Below are 23768 nucleotides of genomic sequence, written 5' to 3' on the forward strand. Positions count from 1 at the left end.
GACCTGGTGTGAGCTTTGGCTTGCGGCCCAGCTTCACGCCGCGCGCTTTGGCGCGGGCGCGGCCTTCGGCCGTGCGCGTCTTGATCAGATCGCGTTCGACATCGGCGAGGCCTCCAAGCACTGCAAGCATCAGGCGGCCGGTGCTGTCGTTGGTATCGGCCCAGGGTTGGGCGAGCGACCGGAAGCGTGCACCGGCATCGACGATGCGCTTGACGATGGCGAACATGTCGAAGGTCGAGCGGGCCAGGCGGTCGATCCGGGTCACCACCAGCTCGTCATCCGGCTCCAGGGTGTCGAGGAGCTTCATCAGCTCCTTGCGGTCGCTCTTCGCACCCGAGACCTTTTCCTTGAAAATCTGATCGCAACCGGCCGCGCGCAGCTCCTCGAGCTGTGCCTCAAGGGTTTGGCCGACCGTGCTGACACGGGCATAGCCGAAGGAGCGAGAAGGGGCTGCAATTTTGGTCATGATTTATGGAGATCATAACCCATTGAAAGCGATGGGCCAACCAAAACCTCCATAATTCGTGATTTATGTAGGTACACTGTCGGCAGCTTGGTAGCGTCGAACCATAGCGAGGGCTTGTCTAATCAAGCTTTGGTCAAAGCCTCCAGCCCGGCGAAGTGCGAGGGCGCGACGCCCTTAATCATCTCGAGAAGGTAGGTGGTGTTCTTCTGCGTCTCCGTCACCAAGGCTGGATCGAAGCCTTTCCCTGTGAAATGCGACAGATCATTGGTAAACTTGTAGATCGCCGTCTTTTTGTGGGGATCGAAGTTGGTCTCGTCGAGCTTTAAATAAAGCGACTTGTTCGACGGTACATGGAATTCAAGGAAGGCTTCGAGGACTTTCCGGGCCACATTGGGTATGTGGTAACAGCTCATGATTGTGCCATCGGCCTGGAATGTATAAAGAACCTTGAAAAGATAGTGATATTCCGTGGCGTGCTCAATCAGTAGATGATCAAGGGGAGCGAGCCGCGCGGATCGGCCGTCAGCCGTCTCCGAGCAAAGCACCATCGAGTAAGAGCACTGCTTCTTAAAAGAATGGAACCAATTAATCACGAGGCGCAGGAACTCGTGATTGTGGGTCAGGATAAAGAGTTGTTTGGCCCCCTTAGTCTCGTTCTTCAGGAACGAGAATGCCTGATAGATCGCCCCTGAATCGAGGCTGGAGATCGGGTCGTCGATAACCACGATGCCTTCAGCTAGGTCAAAGTCCTGATCCTTCAGCTGGACGAGAAAATAGAGGAACGCGATTGCGGTCTTCTCTCCTTCGCTGAGGCGCTTCGCGGACTTGCCCCGTCGAAGGACCACATAGCCCTCCTTGCTGTTTTCGAAGACGAGATCGGTGCGGCCGAGAAATTGCTTTAGGTGGGCTGTCAGCTCCTCTCCACCTTTATGCTCGTTCGAGATCTGGGCCTGCTTGTCGAGGATCGACTGCCTAATATCGGCGAGGCTCCGCTTGTCTGGCAAGCTTTCCCCGCCGTCCGTGAGAACGTTTTCTTCAGCTTCGTAGGAGGCGATCTTTTGGGCAATCTCCGCGACTTGATCCTTGATCGTCAGTAGGTAGTGATCCTCGATCGCATCGCGAGCCAAGATCTTTTCGGCCTCAAACCCCTTGGTCTTTGTGTCGTGTCTCTCCATCACGTTGGCGATCGCGGCGAGCGCCGCTTTCAGGGGCTCTGCATCAGAATCCACTTCGGCGACATAGGTCTCGGTCCGCCGCGTCAGCTTATCTGCAAGTGCGCCATCAATGGCAGTCATCCACTCCTTGACGGCTTCTAGCTCGACCGTGAAAGCGCTGACGGCAGCGTCGTATTCTGACCGAAGCTCGGAGTAGAGTGCCAGACGATCCGGAAGCGTGAACCTGCCAAGGGCTTCCAACACGGTCGCAAGCCATGCGCGTTCATGGTCTATCTCGTTCTTGAGCTGCTGATCCTGAACGCTGAAGTGATCCGCGAGCGCCTTGAGCCGGGCTGCCGGCAAGGGCTGGGCGCAAAACTCGCATGTCTCGCTGTTATGGTCTCTATGAAGGTCGACGCCTTCTTCCACCCACGTTGCAATCTTTGGATGACTGGCAAGCCGTGCGACGACGGCAGATTGGGCCGAACGCATCGTGAGGGCCCCGCACCTTTGCGCCAAAGCATGGGCGGCGCTTACAGGGTCGATGGTATTCTCCGTGCCGGGCTCGACGATGCGAGGCACATTTAGCTTCCCCACCTCGGACATCTGTTCCTGCCGCACGGTTGCACGGTGCGCCGCCAGGTCAGATTCGCTGAGTGCTGTCGCTTCTCCGACCTTCCCGAAAGCTCTTTCAGCATCGGGTTTGCGATAGTTCCTAAGGGTTGATCCACTCGTTGCCTCCCCGATGGTCTTGGCAATAGCCGAGAAGATTTTGCCCCTATCTGCCTCCAGCTTGGTAACGGCGTTGGCGATGTCTTGAAGACGTTTCGCTCGGTCGTCACGGGTCACAATCTCTGCTTTAATTTCCTCGGCGACGGCCTTGTTTCCTTCGCCAAGGATCAGGATGTGGCGAAGCGGCCCATCGAAACGACCGATGTTGGCCTCTACGAAGTCGCTGTTGAAAACGCGGACGTTGCGAACATATTTCTGTCCCTGGACAAGCGGCCCCGACTGCGTATCGATGTTGAACTCGAGGTTCGGATAATCCTTGTGCTCTCCCGACTGAAGGCATCCGAGAAGCCTTGAGAAAGTCGTCTTGCCAGAGCCGTTCTCACCGTAAACGACGTTGAACCGCTCGAAGGCCTTCAGCTCTACCGCTTTGGTGTAGTTATCGAATACGCCGAGGTTTTTGATTTTCTTGATATGTGTGAGCATGTTACCTCCGGGGCGTATGCTAACACAGGTTGCTGTATTCGTTGAATGATGGAGGGACCTTGGTTCACCCCTCTGAAAGGCACGCTAGGTGGCGTTGACGGACCTCCCTGCCAAACCGGGCAGCGGGACAGGTTCAGTGGAATCGGCAGCAGAACGTGGACATGGTCGATCGATCGAGACCGCGTGGATCGTCATCTCGTGCGCTCGCGCCGTCTCCCGCAACAGCTCCCGACAGCGCTGCCCAACGCCACCGCCAAACACCTAGTGGCGATACTTCGTCACCCATACCAGATGATATTTGCAGTCCCAGACCGTATGACCGCCACGCTTGTACGCTTCTATCCAGCCAGTCTACCAGCGATCGGCCGCGATCCCAGACCGCCTAAAGGCGTGGGTCTTACGGGTCCCCTATCGGAAAATCTAAATAAATACAAGGAATGCACACAGTGATTGTAAAAGATATATTTCGTATATATAATTCAATTACTTTACACAAAGATATTGTTACAATAAAAAATTCAATAAGTGAATTATTTAGCGATATATCGTCAATAAACATTGCTTCAGCTAAAAAATCAATAGATCTAGCAGAGCTATCTACAAACAAGGATAATGAACTACGTTCTGCTATAAATCATTTAATAAGCGCAATAAGTGCTCTAGAAATGGATTTCGGAAGGGAAAAATTTGAAACACAATTATTCGGTCTAATAAAATCAGTAAATAAATCAAAAACAAAAAACGATGCAATCTCAAATGTGCTTTTGAGATCAATTATTGGAATAATAATTTCGGAAATTTATAGACAAATCGAAGAAAATGAAATTTCTGATAAGATGCTAATTTACTCAAAAAACGAATATAATAAATTTTTAGATATGATGAAAGAATACAGTGTAAGAGTATATACTGAAGATGTTAATATTGCCGTATTATCTGATGATGTTTCGCCAATTATAAAAGAAATTTATAAAGAAGGCAATCATTTTGTCGAATTAAATTCTATATACATAGACATGTCAGGAACTGTGGCTCATAGCAGTACGCGGAATTTCATTTCATTAAGTAAAGAAGGTGTCGATTACATCGAAAAATTAATCCATTAAACATTAGTCGCTCACCGTATATATTATTATTTACAGTGATTATTCGATCTGTGCCCTAAATCAAATCCGGCTCATGCCGGCAGACGATGCGCGCGCCACGGCGCAGCAGCAGAACATGCCGCGGGTGATCGCGCTTGGCGAGGTCGAGCACCGCGTAGGCCGGGCGCAGCGAGCTGACGACCGCAATCCGTGGCCCGTCCAGGTCGCCCGCCTGCGGCACCCCGCTCGACCAGGTAGTCGATATCCTCGCTTTCCGGCACGGACGGACGGGACTGGCTCATGGCACCCGGGGCCTCAGCTTGGCAGTTGCAGAACCAGAACAAAAATAGAACATGACGCTGGCGGGCAAGCCGTGGCGTCGGCTCAGGTGGGCCGATAGGCTCAGAGTTCGGTCGTTTCGTCTTGCCCCAGCCGGGGCGGGGTTCGGTGCGGATTGGCGATGCCGGTGGTCTCCCGCCATCCGGCCAGGTCACACGGCCAGCAGCAGTCGGGGTGATGGCCCCGAAGCGCCAGACCGGCAAGGCATCCAACCGTATCCCTGAAAGGAACCCTCGGCCGGAGCCTCCTTGCCTGTCCGTCGCAACGTGGCCTGCAGGTCACCCGACCGGCCGCGATGGACGTGGCCGGACAAACCAACGGGAGACCAACCCATGACATCGAAATCCAAAGCAACCGCACCCAGCCACAGCGTCTATGTGGTCGAGGGCGAAGGCGACCGGGCCTTCTGGACCAAGATCGGCTCGGCCTGGCGTCATGACGACGACGACGGCTTCAACCTCAAGCTCACTGCGCTGCCGATCGACGGCCGCCTGGTGATCCGCAAGGCCAAGGCCAAATCCGACCGGGAGATGGGGCGATGAGCCCCCTCGTCCCTCTGCGCGGCTCCGAGGCGCCGCGCAACACGGTCATTCTTGGTGACTGTGTGAAGGTGATGGCGACCCTGCCACCGGGCTCGGTGGACCTCATCGTCACCGATCCGCCCTATGCAGTGCGCTATCGCTCCCGCAACGGCGAGCGTCTTCTCAATGACGACCGGGTCGATTGGCTGGAGCCGGCCTATTGCTCGATGGCGCGGGTACTGCATGACGACGCGTTGTGCCTCAGCTTCTACGGCTGGCATCAGCCGGACGCCTTCACCCAGGCCTGGAAGGCCGCCGGGCTGCAGGTGGTCGGACACCTCGTGTTCCCGAAGCGCTATGTCTCCTCGACACGCTATGTCGCGAATAGCCACGAACAGGCGGTGCTGCTCGCCAAGGGTCGCCCTCCCCTGCCCCGCGTGCCGGCCCGGGACATCTGCCGCTGGCACTATACCGGCAACCGGAGGCATCCCACCGAGAAATCCCCGCAGATCCTGGCGCCGTACATCGAGGCGTTCAGCCCGGAAGGCGGCCTGGTGCTCGATCCCTTCTGCGGTTCGGGCTCGACCTTACGCGCGGCGCATGACCTCGGCCGGGATTATCTCGGCATCGAGATGGATCCCCGCCACCGCGAAACTGCCTACCGGCGCATGCTGGCGTGAGCCTTCGCGGTCCCCTTCCCCGCCGCCGGCGGGGATCAAGGGGTGCTCAGGCTCACCAAGGGAATTCCCCCTGAAGTCACCACCATCCCTGGGCAAGCCTCGCACGGGCCGCCAGGGCCGCAAGCCCCGGCCTGACGGCCGCCTGGCGGTAAAGGGCTTGCACCCCCGGCTCTCCGCCCGTGCAAGCCTCACCCCGCGATGGCGGCTCCGAGGGAATTCTCTAGCCCAGGGTGCGATGTCAGAAGAAGGGGCATACCCCTATAAAGGCAAAGGGGTGCAGCACATCGTTTTCATGGTTCACTATCGCGCGCCGATGCGTCGTCACTGTCGAACTGTTGCCCGGCATACAGCACGCGCAGGATGATCACGTCAGGGGCGTCGACGACAAACGCCACGCTGACCCGATGCTCGAAACCGACGACGCGCAGGCCCGGGCGGATGTTATCGCGCACGGTGCCGCGTTCAGGGAACGTGTCAAATCCGTCGAGGAAAGCCCGGATGCGACCGACGTAGTTGCGTGCCGTCGTGGTGGAGGCTGATTTACGGCGTACGAAGCGATAGATATGCGCCAGATCGTCTTCCGCCTCGTCCGAGAGGCGGACATGCCAATGCTTCATCAAGCCTCGTCCCGGTCGATAGCGTCCATGCGCGCTTCCAGGCGCTGCCATGCCGCATCGAGTGGACGGGCTTTATCGGGGTTGGCCTTGTGGGCGTCGTAGGTGGCAGCAACTTCGGTGCGCAGCCAGTTCTCGACGGCAGCTTCCCGCTCCTGCAAGGCCCGCAGCCCCTCGCGAATGACTTCGCTCTCCGAGGCATAATCACCATCGGCGACGCGTTGTTTGACGCGGCTGGCCATCTCCAGCGGCAGCGTGATGCTCATCTGTTGGGTCGAACGCATGGGTTGTTCTCCTCGTCTTCTGCATCCTTATAGCATAGAGTAGGATTAAGTCCTACTCATTTCCTGACAGAGGCAATGACAGTGACGCGCTTTCCCAGGATTGCGGACCTTTCCTTGGAGAGATGAGGAGGGGCATACCCCTATGCAGGTAGAGGGGTATGCGTGAGAGGAGGTGCCCTCGTCGTCCCCGGTAAGCGGCCGACAATCTGGGATTGGCGCCCCTATACCCCTATGCCGTTGTAGCGGCATACCGCTGAACCCTGTGCAACCTCGGCGATCCAAGGCTCGGCTTTTACCCCCACACCAGTTTGACGCTGTAGGGGTATAGGGGTGTGCAGCTTTGCCGCCACACCGTTACACCCGTTTAACGCTTTGCGGGTATGCCTTCGTAGAGGTTCAGGGGTAGGATTCCGCATGCACATCATCACACTCACCACCCAGAAAGGCGGCGCCGGCAAGACGACGCTCGCCACCGCGCTGGCCATTGCCGCCCAGGAGGCCGGCGAGACGGTCGCAATGTTTGATCTCGACCCGCAGCGCTCGTTGCTCGCCTGGTCCGAGGCTCGGCAGGGCGACACACCGCATGTCGAAGTGTTCCCGGCCGACCGGATTGCCCAGCTCCCCGATATGGTGCGCAGCCTGGCCGGGAAGTTCTCGGTCGTCATTCTCGACACGGCCGGTGCCGACAACACTGCGACCCACAAGGCGATGGAAGCCGCAACGTTGTGCCTGGTACCGCTGCGGCCGACCCGCCTCGATGTCAACGCGGTCAAACCGACAGTGCAGGCCATTCTCCGTGGCGGCACGCCGTTCGCTTTCATCCTCAACCAGTGCCCGCCACAGCCGAACAACACCCGCGCCGCCGAAGTTGCGACCGGTCTCGGCGCCATCGGCCATCTTGCCGAGCCGCTAATCATCCAGCGCGCCGACTATCAGGACGCCTATGCGGTCGGGCAGGGGGTCACCGAGTACGCGCCAAGCGGCAAGGCAGCCGACGAAGCGCGCCGCCTGTGGGGATGGATTGCCCGCCAATCCAAAGCACCTTCCAATCGTAATGAAAGACATGCCGCATGAGCCGTCCTTCCGTTTTTGGCCAAGTGGATCTGCCAAAACCCACCGAAACCACACCGGTTGCCACCGCGACCGAGCCGGCGACGAAGCCCGACAAGGACATCGTCAAAACCAGCACCTATTTGCCGCGCGAAGTGCATGACGTGCTGCGCGAAATTGCCTTCCACGAGCGCAACAAGGTCCACGACCTGCTGATCGAGGGGGTGGAGCACATCCTGAAAACCCGCCGGCATCCGAGCATTACCGAGCTGAAACAGCGTCATGACGGTAAAGCGGCATAGGGGTATAGGGCTACACCGCTCAAGGGGCGTAGCCCTATGAAGATTTGACATGATCTTTTCGCCACAGGTTGTTGATTTCTGCCCGTTCGATGAGCAAGGCGCTACAGGCGCCAATCAAAACCGGGCATCATGACCCTATGAGTCGGTACAAACTCGATCTGCTGTCTCGAGAGGCCTTCGCGGCGCTGTCGCTGCACGAGAAGAACGCCTATCTGCAAAGCCTGGTAAGAGAAATCCAGAGCGCGCGGGGCGAGTCTTTCGAACCCTTGGGCAAAGAGGCGCTTAGCCGTCTGCGGCGATTCTATTCCCGGCGCAGTTTCGCCGACTTGAAACTCGACACGATCAACGATGACCGTCTTCGCGAAGCCCTAGGGAGCTTCGGTGAGGCCATTCATTTGGGCGAGGTCAAGAAGGCAATTGTCCACGAGGCCCCGACGCAGCCCCGGTCGGTCACGCGGTCCGCACCCCTCGACGACGACCAGCTGATGTTCTTTGTCCCGGCCGTGCATGATGCGCCGGTCAAAGACGATCTCAACTTAATGGACATCGCACCATTTTCGCTGTCGAAGACCGCACGCGGCGGCGTGCTGCGCTACGAGTTGAAGGACTGCATCGTCACCATCGAGGGCGGCGCGGATGTGGGGCTCGCCACCGCCTACGACTACGACATCTTCATCAACATGGTGTCGCATTTGGCAGCCGAGGTGCGCGACTACCGCATCGCACAGAAGAAGGGGCTGCGTCCCGACCTTCCGGCGCGGATCTACCGGCCACGGGCTGCGGAGCTATTGAAGTTTTGCAGGCGCACCCTCGGCGGCAAGCAATATCTCGACCTGGAAAAGGCACTTGATCGTCTCCAGGCCACCCGCATCAAGATTACCAACCTCGGCGGCGGCAAACGTCGCGAGACAGAAGCATTTACGCTGATTGGACGGTTTAAAGTCGTCAGCCGCACCAGCCAGGACAAAATCGACCAGGTCGAAGTCGAGATCCCCGGATGGGTTTACGACGGTGTGGTCACGCCTCATGGCAAGCCGTCGATTCTGACCTTGAACCCGGACTATTTCCTGATCACCCGTCCGCTCGCGAAATTCATCTACCGCGTCGCGCGCAAGACGGCGGGCGTCGGCGAAGCCTACTACCGGTTCGATGACCTGCATTACCGCAGCGGCTCAAAACTCTCCGCGCACAAATTCAACCAAGCGCTTGAACAGCTGGTGGCTGCGACCAAGCACGACCCGCTCCCGGATTATGACATTGAAATCCGCCAAGGAGAGCGCGGTTCGCTGCTTTATATGCAAAAGCGTGCCGCCAACACGACAGCCCCCACATCCTGACAAAATGCCGTACATCGTTCCGGCTATTTTTGACAAAAATGGCAGATGTCCGCGCTCCAAACCGGCGCCGTGCCAATTTTCCGTACTTCATTCCGCCGGATTCTGACAAAAATGACGGTCTGCGATGGCTATTTCAGCTGTGCCAAAAAACCGTACACCACTCCGATTGGGCGGCTGCAAATAGACCGAAAGAGAGGCTGTGGATAACTTGGGATTTTTGTCAAAGCGACCGTACATCACTTCCCAAAAAACCGTACATCATTCTGTCAACGCCGTACATCATTCTGTCATGACCGTACATCATTCCAAAAACAGGTCTTAACTTTTTGAATCTAAAAACGAATTTTCCCCTAAAACTAATATAAAAACTAGAAAAACTATTTAAAAACGCCTGAAGGCTCTCTTTATAAAATTTGGGACTTGGTTTTGGGTTGAATACTGGTTTCGAATTCATGGAAAGTGCGGCCTTAAAAGCGAGGACGATCGACCGAGGGCAGTGCCTTTTGCCAAAGGCCTGCGAACGCCAACAGTCGCGATTGGCTTTAGAAAAGAGTGGTGAGGCGGGCTGAGAGGCGACCAGAAACTATTTTGGGTTTCCGCACGACTACGCCCTCATTCGAACCGATGAAACGTCTTCAGAGGCCCGTACATACGGCGTCGCAAAGCGACAAGGAATGAGTCAGGCGGGCAAAGCCCGCCAACACCGCCCCGGAACGAAGAAACCACCCCCTTATCGGAGGTGGCCTCATTCCGTGACGGTCATCGCCGTCCCCGGCTGTACCGTGCCGGGAGAATACCACGGAGCAGGGCGTTTGAGAATCCATCTCACCTGGTCGAGATCTGCAAAACTGCCCACGCCAGGAGCAGGGCGCGGCCGATGTGTCGATCAGGATGCGGCAGCGCGGGTGTATACACAACCTGCCTCATTCCGTGTTCAAATATCCTCGGGGGTGTGGGGGCAGACAGCCCCCACGAGGTACGTCCAGCACGGCGCTGGCTCTGATCCTCGAACGGTCGCTCGGCACGGAGGGGGTGCAGGGGGCTTGCCCCCTGCCGGCACGGCGGCGCGATGTTTCACGGCAAAGGCATGGAACAACTGACGCCGAGCGCGGCGGTGATCATGCCAGGGATGCCACTCAGGACCACGCCACTGAGAGCGAGGAGAAGATAGCTGGCATTTTGGAAGAGCGAAAAACCCCAGGCGATCAAACCAGCATAGATGAAGATCGTGCCGATGGTGCGGCCGAGGACGAGATCGACGATTGGCAGAAGACCGCAGAGGGCGAAGGGTGGCTGGCCGAACCAGGCCCAGATTACATCGAGGACAAAAGCACTGCCGAGGATCACGGCAATGATGGCAACGAGATTGGCGAGAATGCGCGGGAGGGTGATCGAGGAGGACGACATGATGACCATCCGGAGAGCAGAGGAGAGGACGGGTGTGACATTGCCGGTGTAGAAAACACAGCACAGGATGGTGGAGGTCTAGCTGTCAGTATGGTAATGGCGCACTTATACATTGCTGCGCAACATTGGTGCTTCGTCGCCACGGGCGACGTTGGCCTGCGGCCGTAAGGAGCCCATTTGTGGCGAGTTTTCATCAGTCGTTTCAGGTGATCAAACGCAGCGTCGGACGCTCGGCGGTGGCCGCCGCGGCGTATCGTTCGGGCAGTCGCTTGGAGGATGAGCGCAGTGGACGGATTTCCGATTACAGCCGCCGTGCCGGCGTCGTGCACACGGAAATCATGGCGCCGGAGGAAGCGCCGGATTGGGCACGTGATCGAGGGCAGTTGTGGAACCGGATCGAGGCGGTCGAGCGACGCAAGGACGCCCAGCTCGCCCGCGAGGTCAACATGGCGCTGCCGCACGAACTGACGCCGGAGGCGCGGCTCGAGCTGGTGCGCGATTACATCCGCGTCGAATTCGTCGCCCGCGGTATGGTGGCGGATTTCGCGATCCACGAGCCTGTCCCTGAAAAAGGGGACAGCCGCAACGTGCATGTCCATGTGATGCTGACGATGCGCCAGATCGGCCGTAACGGGTTCTTCCGCACCAAGACCCGCGAATGGAACACCGACGATCAATTGGTGGCTTGGCGCTCGGCCTGGGCCGAGGCGCAGAACCGGGCGCTGACGCGCGCCAATGTTCGCGCCCGAGTGGACCACCGCAGTCTGGCTGCACAACGGACCGATGCCCGCGCCCGCGGCGATCAGGGTCTCGCGGCCCAACTCGATCGCGTGCCGGAAATCCATATCGGGCCGCAGTCGCATGCCGCCGTGCAACGTGGACACACGCTCGAAAGCCGCGAGCGGGAGCGGGGTTTGCGCAAGCAGCCACGGCGCAAGGGGTGGACCGAGACAGTCGAGGGGAACACCCGCGCCATGCCAACGCGTCCAGCGCGGGGACCGCTCGCCAGGCGCCAGATCCGCTATCCGCAGATCGACCGAGGGACTCGGGCGGTCTGGAATGCGGTGCTGGTCGAGCGCAATCAGGGCCGGGCGTTCAAGCGGGCCGAACATCGCGAACGGCAGGCGGCACGATTGCGGGAAAGCGAACGCCGCGCCTTGCGCACTGCGCGGGAGATCGAGCGCCAGCTCGCCGCCATGCCGAAAGCCTGGCCGTGGCAGAGCGGACGAAACCAAAAGGCATTGGCTCAAAGGGCAGCGCTGGAAACCATCCGGCGCCTGGCGCTTAAGCGAGCGCAACGATCCCGGGCGCTGCTTGGCGATGTCGAACTGATACTGGCCAATCTTCTGCATGTTCGGGGCCTTCATCAAGAGCGCCATCGAGCGCTGGTGCGGTCGATGCTGCCGGGTGTCGAACGCGCACGACAACAAGGTCGGGGACGCTCGGCCGACTGGTTCTAGGCAACTCGGCGAGCGGGCGTCGGCTCTTCGGATGGGGACGGCCATAGCGTCACGACGTTGGCGCGGGACGGCCGCCAGTGATCCCAGCGGCCGCGCCAGCGCCAGACCTTCCAATAGCGCACCTTGCGCGCCCAGATCGGATGGCGCACCGCATCGCTCAGGAAGACGATGCATTGCTGCGGCTTGAGACGCATGATCTCGGAGGGATCGATGAGATAGCGACCGCTTTCGCTACGGTTCTGGCTATGTTGGTCGCCGGCCTGGCCGCGGGCGGCGCGGCCCGAGGAGCGGCTGTAGGTGGTGGTATGGCCGATGGTCTCGGCGAGCGTCTTGGCCGAGGTCACATCGTTAATCCCAAACACAACCTTACAAGCGGCGTTGGCCATGATTGACTGCGCTTTGGGATAGGTGCGTTCGAGCTGGGCGATGTCCTGCCAGACCATGATCATGCGGGCATAGGCGGCCAAATAGCCGACGCCGGTTTCGAGCGGTTCGAGCCGTCCGAGAGCGGCGGCCTCGTCGATCAGGAGCAGAGTTGGGGTTTTCGGCGGCGCTTCGGACTTGGCGCGCGTCATGGCGATCAGGGCACAGCCCATCATCACGCGGAGGAAGCCAGAGTAGACGGCCAACTTTTCTTCGTCGACGGCGATGAAACAGGTCTGGGTTCTGCGATTGAACTCCCGGAAATCGAAAGATGAGCGCATGCTGACCATGCCCGCGGGGCGATCGGCTGACCAGATGCCGGTGGCCTTGTCGGCGTTCGACAGAATGGCGCGCGCCTCGTCGGTGCCGCTGATGCCGCGCCAGCCGCGAGCGGACTCGCTCAAGGAAGGCGGCGCCATGCGACTCGCCTCCTCGAAGATGACATCGAGGCCGTTCCAGCCGAGGGCGACCAGGCTGCGCAGTTTGGCAAGATTGCGCAGTTCGGGCGTGTCGGCATGGCGGTGGCAGATGTAGAGCAGCAGGGTTTTGAGCAGGTCGACGGCGCGGGAGTCCCAATGGCCGCTGTGACCGCCATCGGGAATGACCAGCAGCTTGGCGATTTCCGTTGCGTCGTCGGCTTCATGAAACGTGCCGACGCGGATCATCTGGAGCGGGTTGAAGCTGTCCGACAATTCCGGGGTGATGACGTTCAGGCTGAAGACTTCGCCCCGCCTGGCGCGATCTCTGCCGGTAATTGCAAGATTCTCGGCCTTTGGGTCGGTGCAGATCACCGAGCCAGGCCAGGTGAGCAGGTTCGGGATCACGATGCCCGCACCTTTCCCTGACCGAGTTCGCGCGAAAATCAGAGCATAGCCCTCGCTTTTGAAGCGGAGAAATCGTCCCCGGTATTTGCCGACAATCAAACCCGCGCGGCCGCCCCAAGCGCCACTCCACCAGACCTCGCGCCCGCGCGCCCAGCGGGCGCTGCCATGGCTGGTCGCCGTGCGGCCAAAAGGCAGGCCAGCCAGCCAGCCGAGCGCGCGCAGGATGGCGAAGAGCAGACGCAGAATCAGCTTGAGCATGAATCCGATTATTTGAAAGAACAAAGCAAGAACATCCATTGTTCAACATCTTCTCCGGTGCTTGAATGCGGTCAAGCGGAGCTGCCCGCGGCGGCGTCAGGGTTTGCGGGCACGACCGCGATCGGGAACGTGGGCGCGGGTTCGCAAGCGTTCGTCGATGTGCATGCGATAGGCACGTTCAAGGACGGTCTGGCGGGCGCGGTGCAGATCGTCGATGCGGGCGAGCAACTGCGTGCGTTGCGCCAAGAGCGGGACGAGCTCGGCGAGAGAGTCACGGGCGCGCTGGCGGACACCGGGATTGAGCAGGCTGCCTCGCATGAAGCCGATGAAACCGCGTGCGATGAACGGATGCCGGTCTTCGAGGATTGCCTGGGCGGCATGGACACCGCGAACGCGGAGAAGTCCAGCCAAGCGCCGTTCGGCGCGATCGCCATTCATGAAAACGGTATGGATATGCCGGCGGATCGCGGCATCCATCACTGCCAGGCCGGCCTCGGTCTCGTCGATGCTTGCTTCGATTGGCGCGATTTGCCGTGGATCGGGCTCGAAATCGTTTGCTGTCATCGGAATATCGTCCTATGGTTGTGTCATGAAATCCCTTTTTGCCGTCGCTGCCTTCTTTCGGAACCTTGCTTTTTTGCTGGTTCCGGAGTCCTCGCACCGGGCAGATTCGGATTTGCTGGCGAAGGCCTTTGCCGAGGCCATGGCGCGCTTCCCGAACGATCCTGTCGTGCAGGAAGCGCGGGCCTTGTCGGCCCTGGCCATGCGCGATGTGCTCGGTCAGCGGCGCTATGACTGCTAGCCGTTCTATCGCGACAAACCTCGCTCATCGCCGCAGCAGGCGCAGGAGGATAAGCCAGGCGATGCGGATCAGAACCATCATCCCAGCCATCGCGATGGTGAGTGAGGTCATAAAAAATGCGATTTCTAATTGCAGTATAAGAGACAGAAGTTTCCAGAGCATCGGAGGTCTCATCGTCGGTGCTTAAAGGATATCGGCCATGTGTCAGGAATTGTCTGATTATTCCTGCAGGATTGCTTTCAAGCGTCGCTCGGCATCCTTCATATCGATGCTGCGGAATGTTCGCAGGATGTCGGCTTCGGCTCGCCGATCGATCATTGCGCGCGACGTATTCGCCAGGACATCATCAATGTGCTTGCCCCAAAAACGCATTCGCTCAATCGCTTCATCCTGAACGGACAGTGCGGCCGCAGGAGGAGATGAAGGCCGAAGGGTCGATGGCGTGTCTTTCTCCCATACGGCGACCGCTGGGATTGGCTCTGGTGCGTCGAGACTGACAATCCAGACATCGACGCGAGGATTGTCCCCCGTGCGCGTCACGATTGGGGCGATGTAGTCGCGCCATGGCACATCCATTTGCGCAGCACTCTTGAGGTGTTGGCGCATCGACGGGATGTCACCATAACCGCTGCCGTCGATACCGCCGGAAAGCTGCCGCAGGTCGCCAGGATGCGAGTGCATGACTCCAAGGAAGTATTTGCCGAAAGGCAAAAAGGTCGTGTTCAAAAGATGCTCGATGAAGGGACCGTTCAAGGTGACTGTCGCCCCGCTTGCGCGGTGTTTGCCGTCCGGTCCCATCAAGGGCGGCATCGGGAAGAAATCCGTCACGTAGTGAGGATCATCCAGTTTTCCGCCGAGGATCGCGTACTGCTCTGGAGGAAGACGTCCGACGGATGCGAGCATTTTGTCCCAGATGCCGGATGCGAAGCGAATGCGCACGCTTTCGCGAGCGACAAGGCTGTGATCGTGTCTCATGGCGACCTCACTGCCAATCAGCGCCGTCGCGGATGTAGCGCGACGTGCATTCGGCCCACCAAAGAGCAAGCGTGACGGTGGTCGGAAGATTGGAGGGGCTGTCCTTGAAGCAGATGCGCTTCAGTCCATTCGGGCCGGGAAGACGGTGGGTCTCGTGATAGCCGCTTGGCCGACGACGATAACCTGGCTGACTGATGATTGCGACCTCGTAGCCGCCGTCGCTTTCGCGATAGACATCAAAAACGTACTGATCGCCGGAAGAGCTTTGATGGGTGATGCGGCCGGTTCCGTGGTTTGGAAAGCGCTGGCTGACCGCGTTGATGTCCGGCTTGCCGTTCGGGGAAAAGAGGGGATTGTTCATGGGGGATCTCCAAGGAAACGAGGCGGTTGGCGTCCGACGGGCGCACCCGTCGGACGCGGACTTCAAAGGGAAGCCTTTCAGCAGAAGGTTTCGGAGCCGATTGGGGACGGCTGCCAAGTGGTCACAGGCTTGGTGTCACGCATGTTGTGCTTCCTTTCCGCTCCGCGCGGGTGGGGAGATTGCCGGCACGCGGGAGCCAACGTGCGGGCGTTTCACGGCGGGGGCCGTGAACTCAGTCAGCCTGCCCCGATGTTCGGGGCGGCGATGCGTTAAGAAGGCGCGCCGGCATCAAGAAGCCGGATGGGGCGTGAAAGCCGTTGGAGCCGATAGCAAGAGGGCTCTGGACGAAGGCCTCGCCGATTTCGGCACTCGGCAAGGGTGATCCCGCGCGATAGTGCAGGAGGCCAAGGCCGAGGCGCGTGGTGTTGACGTTCATCGTCTCGGCGTTGATCCGGCAGCTCGGGAAGAAGGCCGGAGGCCGGGCTCCGGCTTTGATTTCGCGCCAGGCCTCGGGAAGAAGTTCGCGCAAGGTGGGTCCTTGCGGAAAGATACCTGCGGCGAACCACTGCGAGCCGTCGCCCGTCATGCCGCAAACCATTGCATCCGTACTGACGGTTTGGGCGAGGTCAGCGAACTCAAATTGCACAGGAGGATCGTCCACGCCGATTTTGATCAAATCGGCTGCCGCGAAACGATTGGCGAGATCCGTGAGGTCGCGCGCATCGCAGTGCAGGGTCTCGACTTCGGCCAGCGGATTGACCGCATGGATATGCCTTGCCGCAGCCGCGACCTTCGAGAAGCCCACGTCGGACGTCTCGTAGGCCGACAGACCGACGTTTTCCAAGGCAACTTCTTGCGGATCGATCAGGCAGAAGCGACTGACGCCGCTACTGGCCATTAGTTTCGCGAAGCCGAACCCGCGGCCAACGCCGATTTGCACGATTTTCTTTGATTGGAGCGTCCTCGAGTCGAGGACGCCCTTCTGACGATCTGGGATCAATGTCACTGCCTTTGAAAGGCACGACGACACACTCGCTGCTGGAGGCAACGTCGCGCGTTGAGACCAAAAAGGGCGCGGAAATCCCACGCCCTTCTATGATTTCGATGAATTATTTGCTGCTAGCAGCGCTGAGGCAGAGGTGTGTCCACAACCTTCCTGACCCACAATTCAGCGAGATCGCGGGGGCCAGACGCCATTTGCAGTTGGCTCTTGCGCTCCGCTTGAATTTGATAGGGAAACGGAAGATCCTTGCGGAGATGATTGTCCTCCAAACCATCGGTTGGAAACCGCAAATCGTCACGTGACGCATCATACAGCGCGACGGGAAGGACGCTGTAAATTCTGTTGCGGAAGTTGAGGAGGTTCACCATCCACCCGCGCCGTTTGACTAGGGGAATGATTATCGGAACGGTATCTGGATACCGATATGCCGAACACAATTGAAGCGGGCTCGGCATGCGAACGGAATGTACAAAGGTGTCATTTGAGTGGTAATTCATCAATAAGCCCCATGAAGTCGCAACAGGAAGCGACTTTGCCTATGACAGGCCCTGACTGACGCCAGGGCCCTCGGTTCACCGACTTCTCCGTCTGACAGACATCCGGGTGGAATGGATGCTACGTACTGTCCGGCCGAGATCTTCGAAATGGGTAAGTAGTCCCATACCTCAGAGTGAGGTCTTTACAGGAAAATCTAAAATTGAGGGGAACGCAAGAGGGTTCCTATGCTTATATTGCATACCTGATATGCAAAAATGCATATACGAGAAAGGCCAGCCTGGGTAGGCTGACCTTTCTTTTGTGCCGTCAAAGGTACGTAGGTCTCTAACGGACACTACGCGGCCGGTGAACCGAAGGCGTTTGGAGCGTCTTCGAGCCGCGCAAATGTAAAATAGACCACAAAGATTAACGTTCGCATATAGGATATTATTCCCATACACGTTTGTCAACCTATAAAAGCCTACTGGGCATCTAATTCCAAGCTAAAATCCCTAGTAGGACATTGATTCCTATATAAACTAGGATCCACCTAATCCGCTGTCAACCGTAGATTATGGTAATAATAAGGCGGATCCATGATTGCGAGCTGGGCGGTGAGTTTGAAGTAAGGAGCTTCGTATAATGACTTCTGGTGTTCGTATAAAAGGGATTAAAGAATTATCACTTTTTCGTAAAAAGGTAAAAATATCAGCAGAGACTAAGAAAAAGAATCCAAATAGCCTTAGATTTATTATAGCTCATCTTATAAAATTCTATTTTGATAGTAGAATAGATATTGCATCAAAAGAGATATCAAAATTTGGAGGTATATACGTATCGAATAAAAGCGGACACCCACCTAAAAAAATGAATGTTAAGGCATTGTCCGAAATAACCTCGGATGAAGATTACATTTATTACTGGCATCTTGAGTCAATATCTAAGTCTGTAGGTATTCCTGCTGGAGCGTTGCTGCTACTATCTAAAGTATATTCACTAGAGAGGGATGGTAATCATGAGTCAGCAAAAGAATTCGCAAAATCAATTGGAGAGTTTTCGAAAATATTAGAAGAAATGCTGAAAGATGGAAATATTAATAAGGAGTATACAGATAATATGGCGCGTTGTTTTATTGATTCATTTAAATTGGAAGAGCCAAACATATTCAGTATAATATCAAATAATAAAGCGGATATTTAGTCGCGGTGGCCGGCGTTTATTCAATTGTCATTCTTACGCGGACTCTGCATCGATTTGGTTGACACACTCGCACCTTCCCAACGAAGCGAGCGGATGAGCCGTGTCCGGGGCAAGAACACGAAGCCGGAATTATATGTCCGTCGTCTCCTACATGGCATGGGCTATCGCTACCGTCTTCACCGCCGCGATCTCCCAGGCAATCCGGACATTGTCTTTGGAAAGCGCCGAAAGGCCATTTTCGTCCACGGCTGCTTTTGGCATCGTCACCCCGATCCCGGCTGCCGCCTGACGCGGACGCCGAAATCGCGCTTGGAGTTTTGGGAACCGAAGTTCGCCGCGAATGTCGCCCGCGACGCGCGGCACCAGGCCGCGCTCGAGGCAATGGGGTGGAAGGTTTTGGTTGTATGGGAGTGCGAATTGGTGGATAAAGAACAAGTAAAGAACGAATTAAGGCATTTTCTTGAAGACAATGAACGCCATTGAGCTTTTCGCCGGTGCCGGAGGATTAGGGATTGGCGTCAGCCGTGCCGGCTTTTCTCCTCTCTCCGTTATCGAGTGGGATAAGTGGTGCTGTGACACGATCCGGGAAAATCGACGGACAGGCGTGGCACCCGTCGCCACATGGCCGGATCCCATCGAGGGGGATGTTCGGGATGTTGATTTTCGCCCTTATGCCGGACAACTCGATCTCGTCACTGGCGGGCCTCCATGCCAGCCCTTTTCCGTCGGGGGGCGACACCGCGCCCATGCCGACGAGCGCGACATGTGGCCTGAGGCAGTTCGTGCCGTGCGTGAGACCCAACCACGTGCTTTCGTCTTCGAGAACGTCAGAGGGCTGACCCGCGCGAGTTTCGCGACGTATCTCTCCTACATCGTGCTTCAACTCACGCATCCTGAATTGGCGCCCGAGGGAGAGGAAAGTTGGGAAGATCACCTTCAACGGCTCGAGCGGCACCATACGAGCCGTCGACTAGGGGGAGGGCTTGAGTACAAGGTCGTCTATCGCGTGCTAAACGCCGCCAATCATGGCGTGCCCCAACGCCGCGAGCGTGTGGTCTTCGTGGGGTTTAGAGGCGATCTCGATCTGGAATGGTCGTTTCCGGTGGAGACCCACTCCCTCGACGCGCTTCTCTGGGAGCAAATCAAAGGTGATTATTGGGACCGACACGAAGTCCCGCGCCACGAACGCGTGTTGAGTGATCGGTGGCGCGCGCGAGCCCTTAAGCTCGATGAGCGCCCGCTTTCCCAGCCTTGGCGTACCACGCGGGATGCCTTGATGGGATTGCCGGATCCCGAGCGGTTTTCCGACGAGGCCAAGGCTTTCGCCAATCATCGGTTTCAGCCTGGCGCGCGCTCGTATCCTGGTCACACGGGCAGCCCATTGGACGAGCCCGCGAAGACGCTCAAGGCTGGGGTTCACGGTGTGCCTGGAGGCGAGAACATGTTGCTTCGAGCGGATGGAAGCGTGCGCTATTTCACCGTCCGAGAAAGCGCTCGGCTACAGACGTTTCCGGACGACTTCCGCTTTCACGGATCATGGTCGGAAACCATGCGTCAGCTTGGCAACGCCGTGCCCGTAAGACTCGCGAAAGTCGTGGCGGATAGCGTCCACCACCATCTGACGAATACACGGGTACCTGCTTAGGAATGCCACCCAACAGATCAGTTTCAAGGGCGGGGGATATTCTCTCCGAGATCGACGCCCTGCTGTCCGAGGTTAATTCGAACGACCTAAGTGCTCACGCCCGGCGGCAGTTTCTTAGTCGCGTCGATGACATGCGATCACGGCTCGAGGAGTTGACCCGCATGGTCGACCCAACTGAGCTGCCTGACGCTTTTTTTGATCCGGCAGAGCCAACGCTTATTGGCAACTTCGTCGCTCTTGCCTTGGTTGCTCAGGATCGCAAGCCGCTCAAGGATCTTGGGAAATTCTATGGATCCGGGGTCTACGCCATCTATTACACCGGCACCGAGAGCCTCTACGCGCCGATCGCCGGCACCGAGACGCCGATCTACGTTGGCAAGGCCGATCCGCAAGGCAATCCTAAGACAGCCATCGATCAGGGCACGAAACTCGCCGACCGCTTGAACGAGCACAGGCGAAACATCAACAAGGTCAGCGGCATCGACCTCGCGGATTTCGAGTACCGGGCGCTCGCCGTGCAAACTGGCTACCAGGCGGCCGCCGAGAGTCACCTCATTCGCATGTTTCAGCCGATCTGGAACAACGAGACCGGCATTCTTTTTGGCCTTGGCAAGCACGGCGACGCCGCCACGACCCGTTCCAACAACCGGTCACCTTTCGACACGATGCATCCGGGACGCGCGTGGGCGGCGGGCAATCCGGCCGCGAAAACCGTGGAAGCGATCACCGAGGAGGTTGAGGCGCATTTTCGGACTGCGGCCATCTACAAGGACATCAATGCAGTGCTCCAAGCGTTCGTATCGAACATCAAGCGGGAAGATCGGTTGCACGCAGGCGACGACGAGGCGAAGTCTGAAGTCGGAAATTAACAAGCACGCATTGCCGCCTGTTAAAGTTGCATCGAACCGATTGGTCGTTACCATCCACGTCTAACACGGGCACCTTTGCAGAAATCAAGGCTACGGCGCTCGTTGCATTTTCCGTATTCAAAACTTGTGCTTTGCTTAAGTAAAACCGGAAAATTGGCGGCTATACATGCTGCAGCGCCAACCGTCCCAGCAAAAATACTCTTACAGTTCACACATTCTTTCTGAGTCTTTCCGTTTACATCGTATACGGTGTGAAGGCAGAAATTGTGTCTGTTCAAAGAAATTGCCATCTGCTGGGGAGGGCGCCAAGACAATTTTAATTCAGCTTGTGCTGCCGTTGGAATCAACATTAACACCAAGGAAATTTTTACGTTCAACATCCGAATAACCTACAGAGATCATTTATATTTTGATCGCTTATGCTTCTCCATACTCCACCATCTCCAGTTACATAAAATATTGCTGGACCGCTAATATGCCCAACTCGCAATTCGTCACGTAGACCAGAGATATCAAAGCAAACATTTCCGGTATGAGTCCCTCTTTTTTTATTGAAAAACTCCTTTATTGACCAGTATCTGGCCGTTATCGGCTCGCCTGTTTCTCGGTTTAAAGCGCGAACACAAACCCGGCCAGACCAGTTGTAGGCTTCATGGAGTGTAACGTTCCGACCAGGATCGCCACGCTTTGTAATAGGTTTAGCGAAGGCCATGTTCTGAACCGCAAACATGGCTACCAGTAACAAGATTAAACGCATGGATTCTCCGGGCGCTATCACATGACGTTGGGAGAGAATGCCTTATGAGTGATGTCAGTGCAAATGTACGTTGAAACAAATGGGTCAAGATGTCGCGCGAGATCGGCACGCTGCAGCAGCACGGTTATCCGTTACGTTCGCGGGAACTGCGTCCAGCGCTGGCGGTGAGGCAGTCGATCAAGTGGAGCTGCCGCATCATGGCTTCAGCCTTGAAATCGTCGATCGGCTGACATTGTAGCTGCGGGCGATGTCGGCTGACGACAGTCCTGAATCCCGCCGGCGCAGCGCTTCTTGCCACTGGTGCGGCGTTAGCTTGAACCGAGGGCCGAGCTTCACCCCAGGCGCCTTCGCGCGGGCCCGACCCCTCGCCGGTCCGCACTCGGATCAGTTCGCGCTCAAACTTGGCAAGGCCGGCGAGCACGGTCGGCTTGTCTAGAGCGCTTCTAGGAAGTTATCCTTTTTGAATTTCAATATATGATAATGTCCTCTACCTCATATCCGGTCGGATAACCGTCGGCTTTTGCTCTTCTCCCTTTCTATTCCATCCGGCGTAGCGCCAGGGCGTGCAGGCCTCGATCGGCACGCAGATGTTCGGCCACCACGCATTGATAATAGCCGATCTGTCAGCTGCACCATGGATTGCCGCTGTTGGGCCAGCGCTGCGCCAATCCCTCGTCCAAAAGAACAGCACCGGCATCGCGCCCATCGGCTAGCGCGATGGAGACGATTGTGCGGCCGTAATAGCCAGTTCCCTCGCGCCTCACCGAGTATCCACCCGACATGAGGATTCTCAGCCGATCGCGCGCCTTCAGGCCGACTTGCTGTTCCCGGGCGCACGCGGGTTTGGAAATCTCCGGCGTGTCGATGCCGGCCATGCGCCATTTTTCGCCCTCGAGCCAACCCGTATCCCCATCAACAATGCAGGTCACGCGGCGCTCAGCGCGGTTCGGACCCGAGCAGATCCCGATCGGCCCTCGGTGCTCCGGCGCGGCCGCCCGGGCCGGTGAGAGCCGGACGACCTCTACGATCGTTGGCAGGTTCTGTTGCGCCATCCAATCGACTGTGAACGGCGCGGCAAATCCAAGCAAGCAGATCGCGATAAGGACGGTGTCGAGACGGAGCCGTCTTCTCGTCTTTCGCTTCTGCCACCGCGTTGATGGCGGCGGGGCATGCACAGTCCAGCCGCTGGGGCTGCGTCGTCGGGCTTCCGGGCGATCCTGTTTCATGTCGCAACCGTAAGGAGCGGCAGCAAACAGCCGGTTAAGCGGGCCTGTCGAATCCTTTCCGCTTGGTCAGTTCATTGTCCATGCCGACCTTTTTCCTCTGTCTTTATGAGGACCCTGGTCTCCCGTTGGTCCTGCCCCTCTGCCAGTCGCGCGTCATGCGCGGCGGCAGCCGTCTGTCCATGCCCGGCCCGCGCCTATCCGTGTTGGGTAGGACATCCAGCTTGAATCCGCCGCGCCTCTCTCCCGCGCCCTTCGGGGCGACGATAAACCAACGGGAGAAAGACCCATGATCCTCATCACAAAAATCCAACGGGAAGAAATGCTGGCCAACGGACGCCTGTCTGCTGCCGGAAAGGACATCGACCCCCGCCCCGTCGTGAAGCTGTTCACGCCGGACGGCGCCGCAACCTGGTTGCTCACTGAACTGGACCCGGAAGACCCGGACATCGCCTTCGGCCTCTGCGACCTTGGCATGCAATGCCCGGAGCTCGGCTCCGTGCGGATCTCCGAAATCGCCAGCGTGCGCGGCAAGCTCGAGCTGCCGGTGGAGCGCGACATCTCTTTTGTTGCCGATAAGCCGCTCTCGGCTTACACTGCGGCGGCACAGGCGGATGGATCCATCGTCGCTTGACGAAAAGGCCGCATCACGCGGCCTTTTTGCTGCTCAGACGTACCCGCGGCGCTCCTTTACCCGCCGCAGGCGTCGGTATTCCCTCATCGCTTCGTCGGCCGTGGCGAAAAACTGCCGCATGACCCGACCGCCGCGACCGATACGGCCATACTCGCGCACCAGGGAGTAGCCACCGAACAACGTCGGCTCGATCGCCAAAACGTAGAACCGTGACATGCGACGCTCGGAATTGATCCGGCACAGATAGAGCCGCGGCGGTAGGGATGCTGCCAGGCACGCCATGAGGTCGAGCTGCGCACTCATGGCCGCAGCCTCGATATGGTCTGTTGGCTGACGTTAAAGGTCCGGGCGATGTCGGCCATACGTTCGCCGTTGCGCAACCGCGTACGAGCCTCTTCCCGTT

Annotated in this window: 30 protein-coding genes and 1 pseudogene; 14 read left to right on the forward strand and 17 right to left on the reverse strand. The window is 57.8% G+C overall.

Annotated features, from left to right (window positions below; genetic code table 11):
• From MF134_RS23180 to tnpA, 3 genes and pseudogenes are all read right to left on the reverse strand, one after another.
• The coding region (locus tag MF134_RS23180; RefSeq protein WP_255341763.1) for a recombinase family protein at positions 1-466 on the reverse strand (466 nt) is incomplete at its 3' end.
• Between the two features lie 122 nt (positions 467-588).
• Entirely contained in the window at positions 589-2835 is a 2247-nt protein-coding gene (locus MF134_RS23185) for an AAA family ATPase (RefSeq protein ID WP_255341764.1), read from the reverse strand.
• A gap of 125 nt (positions 2836-2960) precedes the next feature.
• A pseudogene (gene tnpA, locus MF134_RS24225) lies at positions 2961-3177 on the reverse strand (IS200/IS605 family transposase); the annotation flags it as partial.
• Between the two features lie 104 nt (positions 3178-3281).
• Between tnpA and MF134_RS23190 the strand changes: the two are divergent.
• Positions 3282-3941: a hypothetical protein gene (locus MF134_RS23190; protein ID WP_255341765.1), complete on the forward strand. Its 660-nt coding sequence runs from the start codon at positions 3282-3284 to the stop codon at positions 3939-3941.
• Between the two features lie 55 nt (positions 3942-3996).
• Here the strand turns inward: MF134_RS23190 and MF134_RS23195 are convergent, their stop codons facing one another.
• Positions 3997-4161 (reverse strand): hypothetical protein, encoded by a 165-nt coding sequence (locus tag MF134_RS23195; protein WP_255341766.1) that lies wholly within the window; start codon positions 4159-4161, stop codon positions 3997-3999.
• A 430-nt stretch (positions 4162-4591) separates the two neighbouring features.
• Between MF134_RS23195 and MF134_RS23200 the strand changes: the two genes are divergently transcribed.
• Positions 4592-4801: a hypothetical protein gene (locus MF134_RS23200; RefSeq protein WP_255341767.1), complete on the forward strand. Its 210-nt coding sequence runs from the start codon at positions 4592-4594 to the stop codon at positions 4799-4801.
• Positions 4798-5460 (forward strand): DNA methyltransferase, encoded by a 663-nt coding sequence (locus MF134_RS23205; protein ID WP_255341768.1) that lies wholly within the window; start codon positions 4798-4800, stop codon positions 5458-5460. The genes MF134_RS23200 and MF134_RS23205 overlap by 4 nt, the downstream gene beginning before the upstream one ends.
• Before the next feature lie 290 nt (positions 5461-5750).
• On the opposite strand, the gene MF134_RS23210 is transcribed toward MF134_RS23205, so the two are convergent.
• Together MF134_RS23210 and MF134_RS23215 are read right to left on the reverse strand one after the other, a co-directional pair.
• The gene (locus MF134_RS23210) at positions 5751-6077 is read right to left on the reverse strand and encodes a type II toxin-antitoxin system RelE/ParE family toxin (protein WP_255341769.1); all 327 of its coding nucleotides are present in this window, start codon (positions 6075-6077) and stop codon (positions 5751-5753) included.
• The gene (locus MF134_RS23215; RefSeq protein ID WP_255341770.1) at positions 6077-6358 is read right to left on the reverse strand and encodes a type II toxin-antitoxin system ParD family antitoxin; all 282 of its coding nucleotides are present in this window, start codon (positions 6356-6358) and stop codon (positions 6077-6079) included. The genes MF134_RS23210 and MF134_RS23215 overlap by 1 nt, the downstream gene beginning before the upstream one ends.
• A gap of 414 nt (positions 6359-6772) precedes the next feature.
• On the opposite strand from MF134_RS23215, the gene MF134_RS23220 reads away from it, so the two are divergent.
• From MF134_RS23220 to MF134_RS23230, 3 genes are all read left to right on the forward strand, one after another.
• Complete coding sequence (locus MF134_RS23220; RefSeq protein ID WP_255341771.1) at positions 6773-7432, forward strand: nucleotide-binding protein; 660 nt, start codon at positions 6773-6775, stop codon at positions 7430-7432.
• Complete coding sequence (locus tag MF134_RS23225; RefSeq protein WP_255341772.1) at positions 7429-7710, forward strand: hypothetical protein; 282 nt, start codon at positions 7429-7431, stop codon at positions 7708-7710. The genes MF134_RS23220 and MF134_RS23225 overlap by 4 nt, the downstream gene beginning before the upstream one ends.
• Positions 7711-7847: 137 nt before the next feature.
• Entirely contained in the window at positions 7848-9047 is a 1200-nt protein-coding gene (locus MF134_RS23230) for a replication initiator protein A (protein ID WP_255341773.1), read from the forward strand.
• 1074 nt (positions 9048-10121) lie between these two features.
• Here the strand turns inward: MF134_RS23230 and MF134_RS23235 are convergent.
• Positions 10122-10454 carry a hypothetical protein gene (locus MF134_RS23235; RefSeq protein ID WP_255341774.1) on the reverse strand — a complete coding sequence of 111 codons (333 nt, stop codon included), beginning with the start codon at positions 10452-10454 and terminating at the stop codon, positions 10122-10124.
• 179 nt (positions 10455-10633) lie between these two features.
• On the opposite strand from MF134_RS23235, the gene mobQ reads away from it, so the two are divergent.
• Positions 10634-11914 carry a MobQ family relaxase gene (gene mobQ / locus MF134_RS23240; protein ID WP_369695454.1) on the forward strand — a complete coding sequence of 427 codons (1281 nt, stop codon included), beginning with the start codon at positions 10634-10636 and terminating at the stop codon, positions 11912-11914.
• Here mobQ and MF134_RS23245 read toward each other — a convergent pair.
• A complete protein-coding gene (locus MF134_RS23245; RefSeq protein WP_255341776.1) occupies positions 11911-13458 on the reverse strand; it encodes a type IV secretory system conjugative DNA transfer family protein in 1548 nt (515 codons plus the stop codon). The two genes, mobQ and MF134_RS23245, sit on opposite strands and share 4 nt — an antisense overlap.
• On the opposite strand from MF134_RS23245, the gene MF134_RS23250 reads away from it, so the two are divergent.
• Positions 13432-14214 (forward strand): hypothetical protein, encoded by a 783-nt coding sequence (locus tag MF134_RS23250; protein WP_255341777.1) that lies wholly within the window; start codon positions 13432-13434, stop codon positions 14212-14214. The two genes, MF134_RS23245 and MF134_RS23250, sit on opposite strands and share 27 nt — an antisense overlap.
• A 31-nt stretch (positions 14215-14245) precedes the next feature.
• On the opposite strand, the gene MF134_RS23255 is transcribed toward MF134_RS23250, so the two are convergent.
• The 5 genes from MF134_RS23255 to MF134_RS23275 all read right to left on the reverse strand — a co-directional run bounded on the left by MF134_RS23255 (position 14246) and on the right by MF134_RS23275 (position 16928).
• Positions 14246-14383 carry a hypothetical protein gene (locus MF134_RS23255; RefSeq protein ID WP_255341778.1) on the reverse strand — a complete coding sequence of 46 codons (138 nt, stop codon included), beginning with the start codon at positions 14381-14383 and terminating at the stop codon, positions 14246-14248.
• Between the two features lie 57 nt (positions 14384-14440).
• Entirely contained in the window at positions 14441-15196 is a 756-nt protein-coding gene (locus MF134_RS23260; RefSeq protein ID WP_255341779.1) for a hypothetical protein, read from the reverse strand.
• Between the two features lie 7 nt (positions 15197-15203).
• Positions 15204-15557: a hypothetical protein gene (locus MF134_RS23265; RefSeq protein WP_255341780.1), complete on the reverse strand. Its 354-nt coding sequence runs from the start codon at positions 15555-15557 to the stop codon at positions 15204-15206.
• A 232-nt stretch (positions 15558-15789) separates the two neighbouring features.
• Positions 15790-16644, reverse strand: coding sequence for a ThiF family adenylyltransferase (locus tag MF134_RS23270; RefSeq protein WP_369695452.1), 855 nt, complete (start codon positions 16642-16644; stop codon positions 15790-15792).
• Positions 16645-16676: 32 nt separating this feature from the next.
• Positions 16677-16928 (reverse strand): hypothetical protein, encoded by a 252-nt coding sequence (locus tag MF134_RS23275; RefSeq protein WP_255341782.1) that lies wholly within the window; start codon positions 16926-16928, stop codon positions 16677-16679.
• 751 nt (positions 16929-17679) lie between these two features.
• Here MF134_RS23275 and MF134_RS23280 point away from each other — a divergent pair.
• From MF134_RS23280 to MF134_RS23300, 5 genes are all read left to right on the forward strand, one after another.
• Positions 17680-18237 (forward strand): hypothetical protein, encoded by a 558-nt coding sequence (locus MF134_RS23280; RefSeq protein ID WP_255341783.1) that lies wholly within the window; start codon positions 17680-17682, stop codon positions 18235-18237.
• 54 nt (positions 18238-18291) lie between these two features.
• Positions 18292-18720, forward strand: coding sequence for a very short patch repair endonuclease (locus MF134_RS23285; RefSeq protein ID WP_255341784.1), 429 nt, complete (start codon positions 18292-18294; stop codon positions 18718-18720).
• Positions 18707-19882, forward strand: a complete 1176-nt coding sequence (locus tag MF134_RS23290) for a DNA cytosine methyltransferase (RefSeq protein ID WP_255341785.1) — start codon at positions 18707-18709, stop codon at positions 19880-19882. The genes MF134_RS23285 and MF134_RS23290 overlap by 14 nt, the downstream gene beginning before the upstream one ends.
• Before the next feature lie 161 nt (positions 19883-20043).
• Positions 20044-20751: an Eco29kI family restriction endonuclease gene (locus tag MF134_RS23295; protein WP_255341786.1), complete on the forward strand. Its 708-nt coding sequence runs from the start codon at positions 20044-20046 to the stop codon at positions 20749-20751.
• A gap of 846 nt (positions 20752-21597) precedes the next feature.
• Positions 21598-21738, forward strand: coding sequence for a hypothetical protein (locus tag MF134_RS23300; RefSeq protein WP_255341787.1), 141 nt, complete (start codon positions 21598-21600; stop codon positions 21736-21738).
• Here MF134_RS23300 and MF134_RS24155 read toward each other — a convergent pair.
• Positions 21704-21844, reverse strand: coding sequence for a helix-turn-helix domain-containing protein (locus MF134_RS24155; RefSeq protein WP_369695453.1), 141 nt, complete (start codon positions 21842-21844; stop codon positions 21704-21706). The two genes, MF134_RS23300 and MF134_RS24155, sit on opposite strands and share 35 nt — an antisense overlap.
• Positions 21845-22131: 287 nt before the next feature.
• Entirely contained in the window at positions 22132-22734 is a 603-nt protein-coding gene (locus MF134_RS23305; RefSeq protein WP_255341788.1) for a thermonuclease family protein, read from the reverse strand.
• 286 nt (positions 22735-23020) lie between these two features.
• Between MF134_RS23305 and MF134_RS23310 the strand changes: the two genes are divergently transcribed.
• Positions 23021-23365, forward strand: coding sequence for a DUF2958 domain-containing protein (locus tag MF134_RS23310; protein WP_255341789.1), 345 nt, complete (start codon positions 23021-23023; stop codon positions 23363-23365).
• A 33-nt stretch (positions 23366-23398) separates the two neighbouring features.
• Here MF134_RS23310 and MF134_RS23315 read toward each other — a convergent pair whose 3' ends face one another.
• Together MF134_RS23315 and MF134_RS24160 are read right to left on the reverse strand one after the other, a co-directional pair.
• A complete protein-coding gene (locus MF134_RS23315) occupies positions 23399-23668 on the reverse strand; it encodes a WGR domain-containing protein (RefSeq protein WP_255341790.1) in 270 nt (89 codons plus the stop codon).
• Positions 23665-23768: helix-turn-helix domain-containing protein (locus tag MF134_RS24160; protein WP_369695455.1), on the reverse strand; the 104-nt coding region annotated here is incomplete at its 5' end. The genes MF134_RS23315 and MF134_RS24160, both read right to left, overlap by 4 nt.

Origin of the sequence: Jiella marina (assembly GCF_024359545.1) — a bacterium.
Classification (GTDB): Bacteria; Pseudomonadota; Alphaproteobacteria; order Rhizobiales; family Rhizobiaceae; genus Jiella.

Coding starts and splice junctions, on each gene's coding strand:
- MF134_RS23290 (WP_255341785.1), top strand. CDS start 18,707: ATGAACGCCATTGAGCTTTTCGCCGGTGCCGGAGGATTAGGGATTGGC.
- MF134_RS23260 (WP_255341779.1), bottom strand. CDS start 15,196: ATGAGACACGATCACAGCCTTGTCGCTCGCGAAAGCGTGCGCATTCGC.
- MF134_RS23205 (WP_255341768.1), top strand. CDS start 4,798: ATGAGCCCCCTCGTCCCTCTGCGCGGCTCCGAGGCGCCGCGCAACACG.
- MF134_RS23220 (WP_255341771.1), top strand. CDS start 6,773: ATGCACATCATCACACTCACCACCCAGAAAGGCGGCGCCGGCAAGACG.
- MF134_RS23310 (WP_255341789.1), top strand. CDS start 23,021: ATGATCCTCATCACAAAAATCCAACGGGAAGAAATGCTGGCCAACGGA.
- MF134_RS23200 (WP_255341767.1), top strand. CDS start 4,592: ATGACATCGAAATCCAAAGCAACCGCACCCAGCCACAGCGTCTATGTG.
- MF134_RS23275 (WP_255341782.1), bottom strand. CDS start 16,928: ATGGTGAACCTCCTCAACTTCCGCAACAGAATTTACAGCGTCCTTCCC.
- MF134_RS23235 (WP_255341774.1), bottom strand. CDS start 10,454: ATGTCGTCCTCCTCGATCACCCTCCCGCGCATTCTCGCCAATCTCGTT.
- MF134_RS23210 (WP_255341769.1), bottom strand. CDS start 6,077: ATGAAGCATTGGCATGTCCGCCTCTCGGACGAGGCGGAAGACGATCTG.
- MF134_RS23225 (WP_255341772.1), top strand. CDS start 7,429: ATGAGCCGTCCTTCCGTTTTTGGCCAAGTGGATCTGCCAAAACCCACC.
- MF134_RS23265 (WP_255341780.1), bottom strand. CDS start 15,557: ATGAACAATCCCCTCTTTTCCCCGAACGGCAAGCCGGACATCAACGCG.
- MF134_RS23245 (WP_255341776.1), bottom strand. CDS start 13,458: ATGGATGTTCTTGCTTTGTTCTTTCAAATAATCGGATTCATGCTCAAG.
- MF134_RS23255 (WP_255341778.1), bottom strand. CDS start 14,383: ATGCTCTGGAAACTTCTGTCTCTTATACTGCAATTAGAAATCGCATTT.
- MF134_RS23215 (WP_255341770.1), bottom strand. CDS start 6,358: ATGCGTTCGACCCAACAGATGAGCATCACGCTGCCGCTGGAGATGGCC.
- MF134_RS23295 (WP_255341786.1), top strand. CDS start 20,044: ATGGTCGACCCAACTGAGCTGCCTGACGCTTTTTTTGATCCGGCAGAG.
- MF134_RS23230 (WP_255341773.1), top strand. CDS start 7,848: ATGAGTCGGTACAAACTCGATCTGCTGTCTCGAGAGGCCTTCGCGGCG.
- MF134_RS23300 (WP_255341787.1), top strand. CDS start 21,598: ATGTCGCGCGAGATCGGCACGCTGCAGCAGCACGGTTATCCGTTACGT.
- MF134_RS23280 (WP_255341783.1), top strand. CDS start 17,680: ATGACTTCTGGTGTTCGTATAAAAGGGATTAAAGAATTATCACTTTTT.
- MF134_RS23305 (WP_255341788.1), bottom strand. CDS start 22,734: ATGAAACAGGATCGCCCGGAAGCCCGACGACGCAGCCCCAGCGGCTGG.
- MF134_RS23315 (WP_255341790.1), bottom strand. CDS start 23,668: ATGAGTGCGCAGCTCGACCTCATGGCGTGCCTGGCAGCATCCCTACCG.
- MF134_RS23185 (WP_255341764.1), bottom strand. CDS start 2,835: ATGCTCACACATATCAAGAAAATCAAAAACCTCGGCGTATTCGATAAC.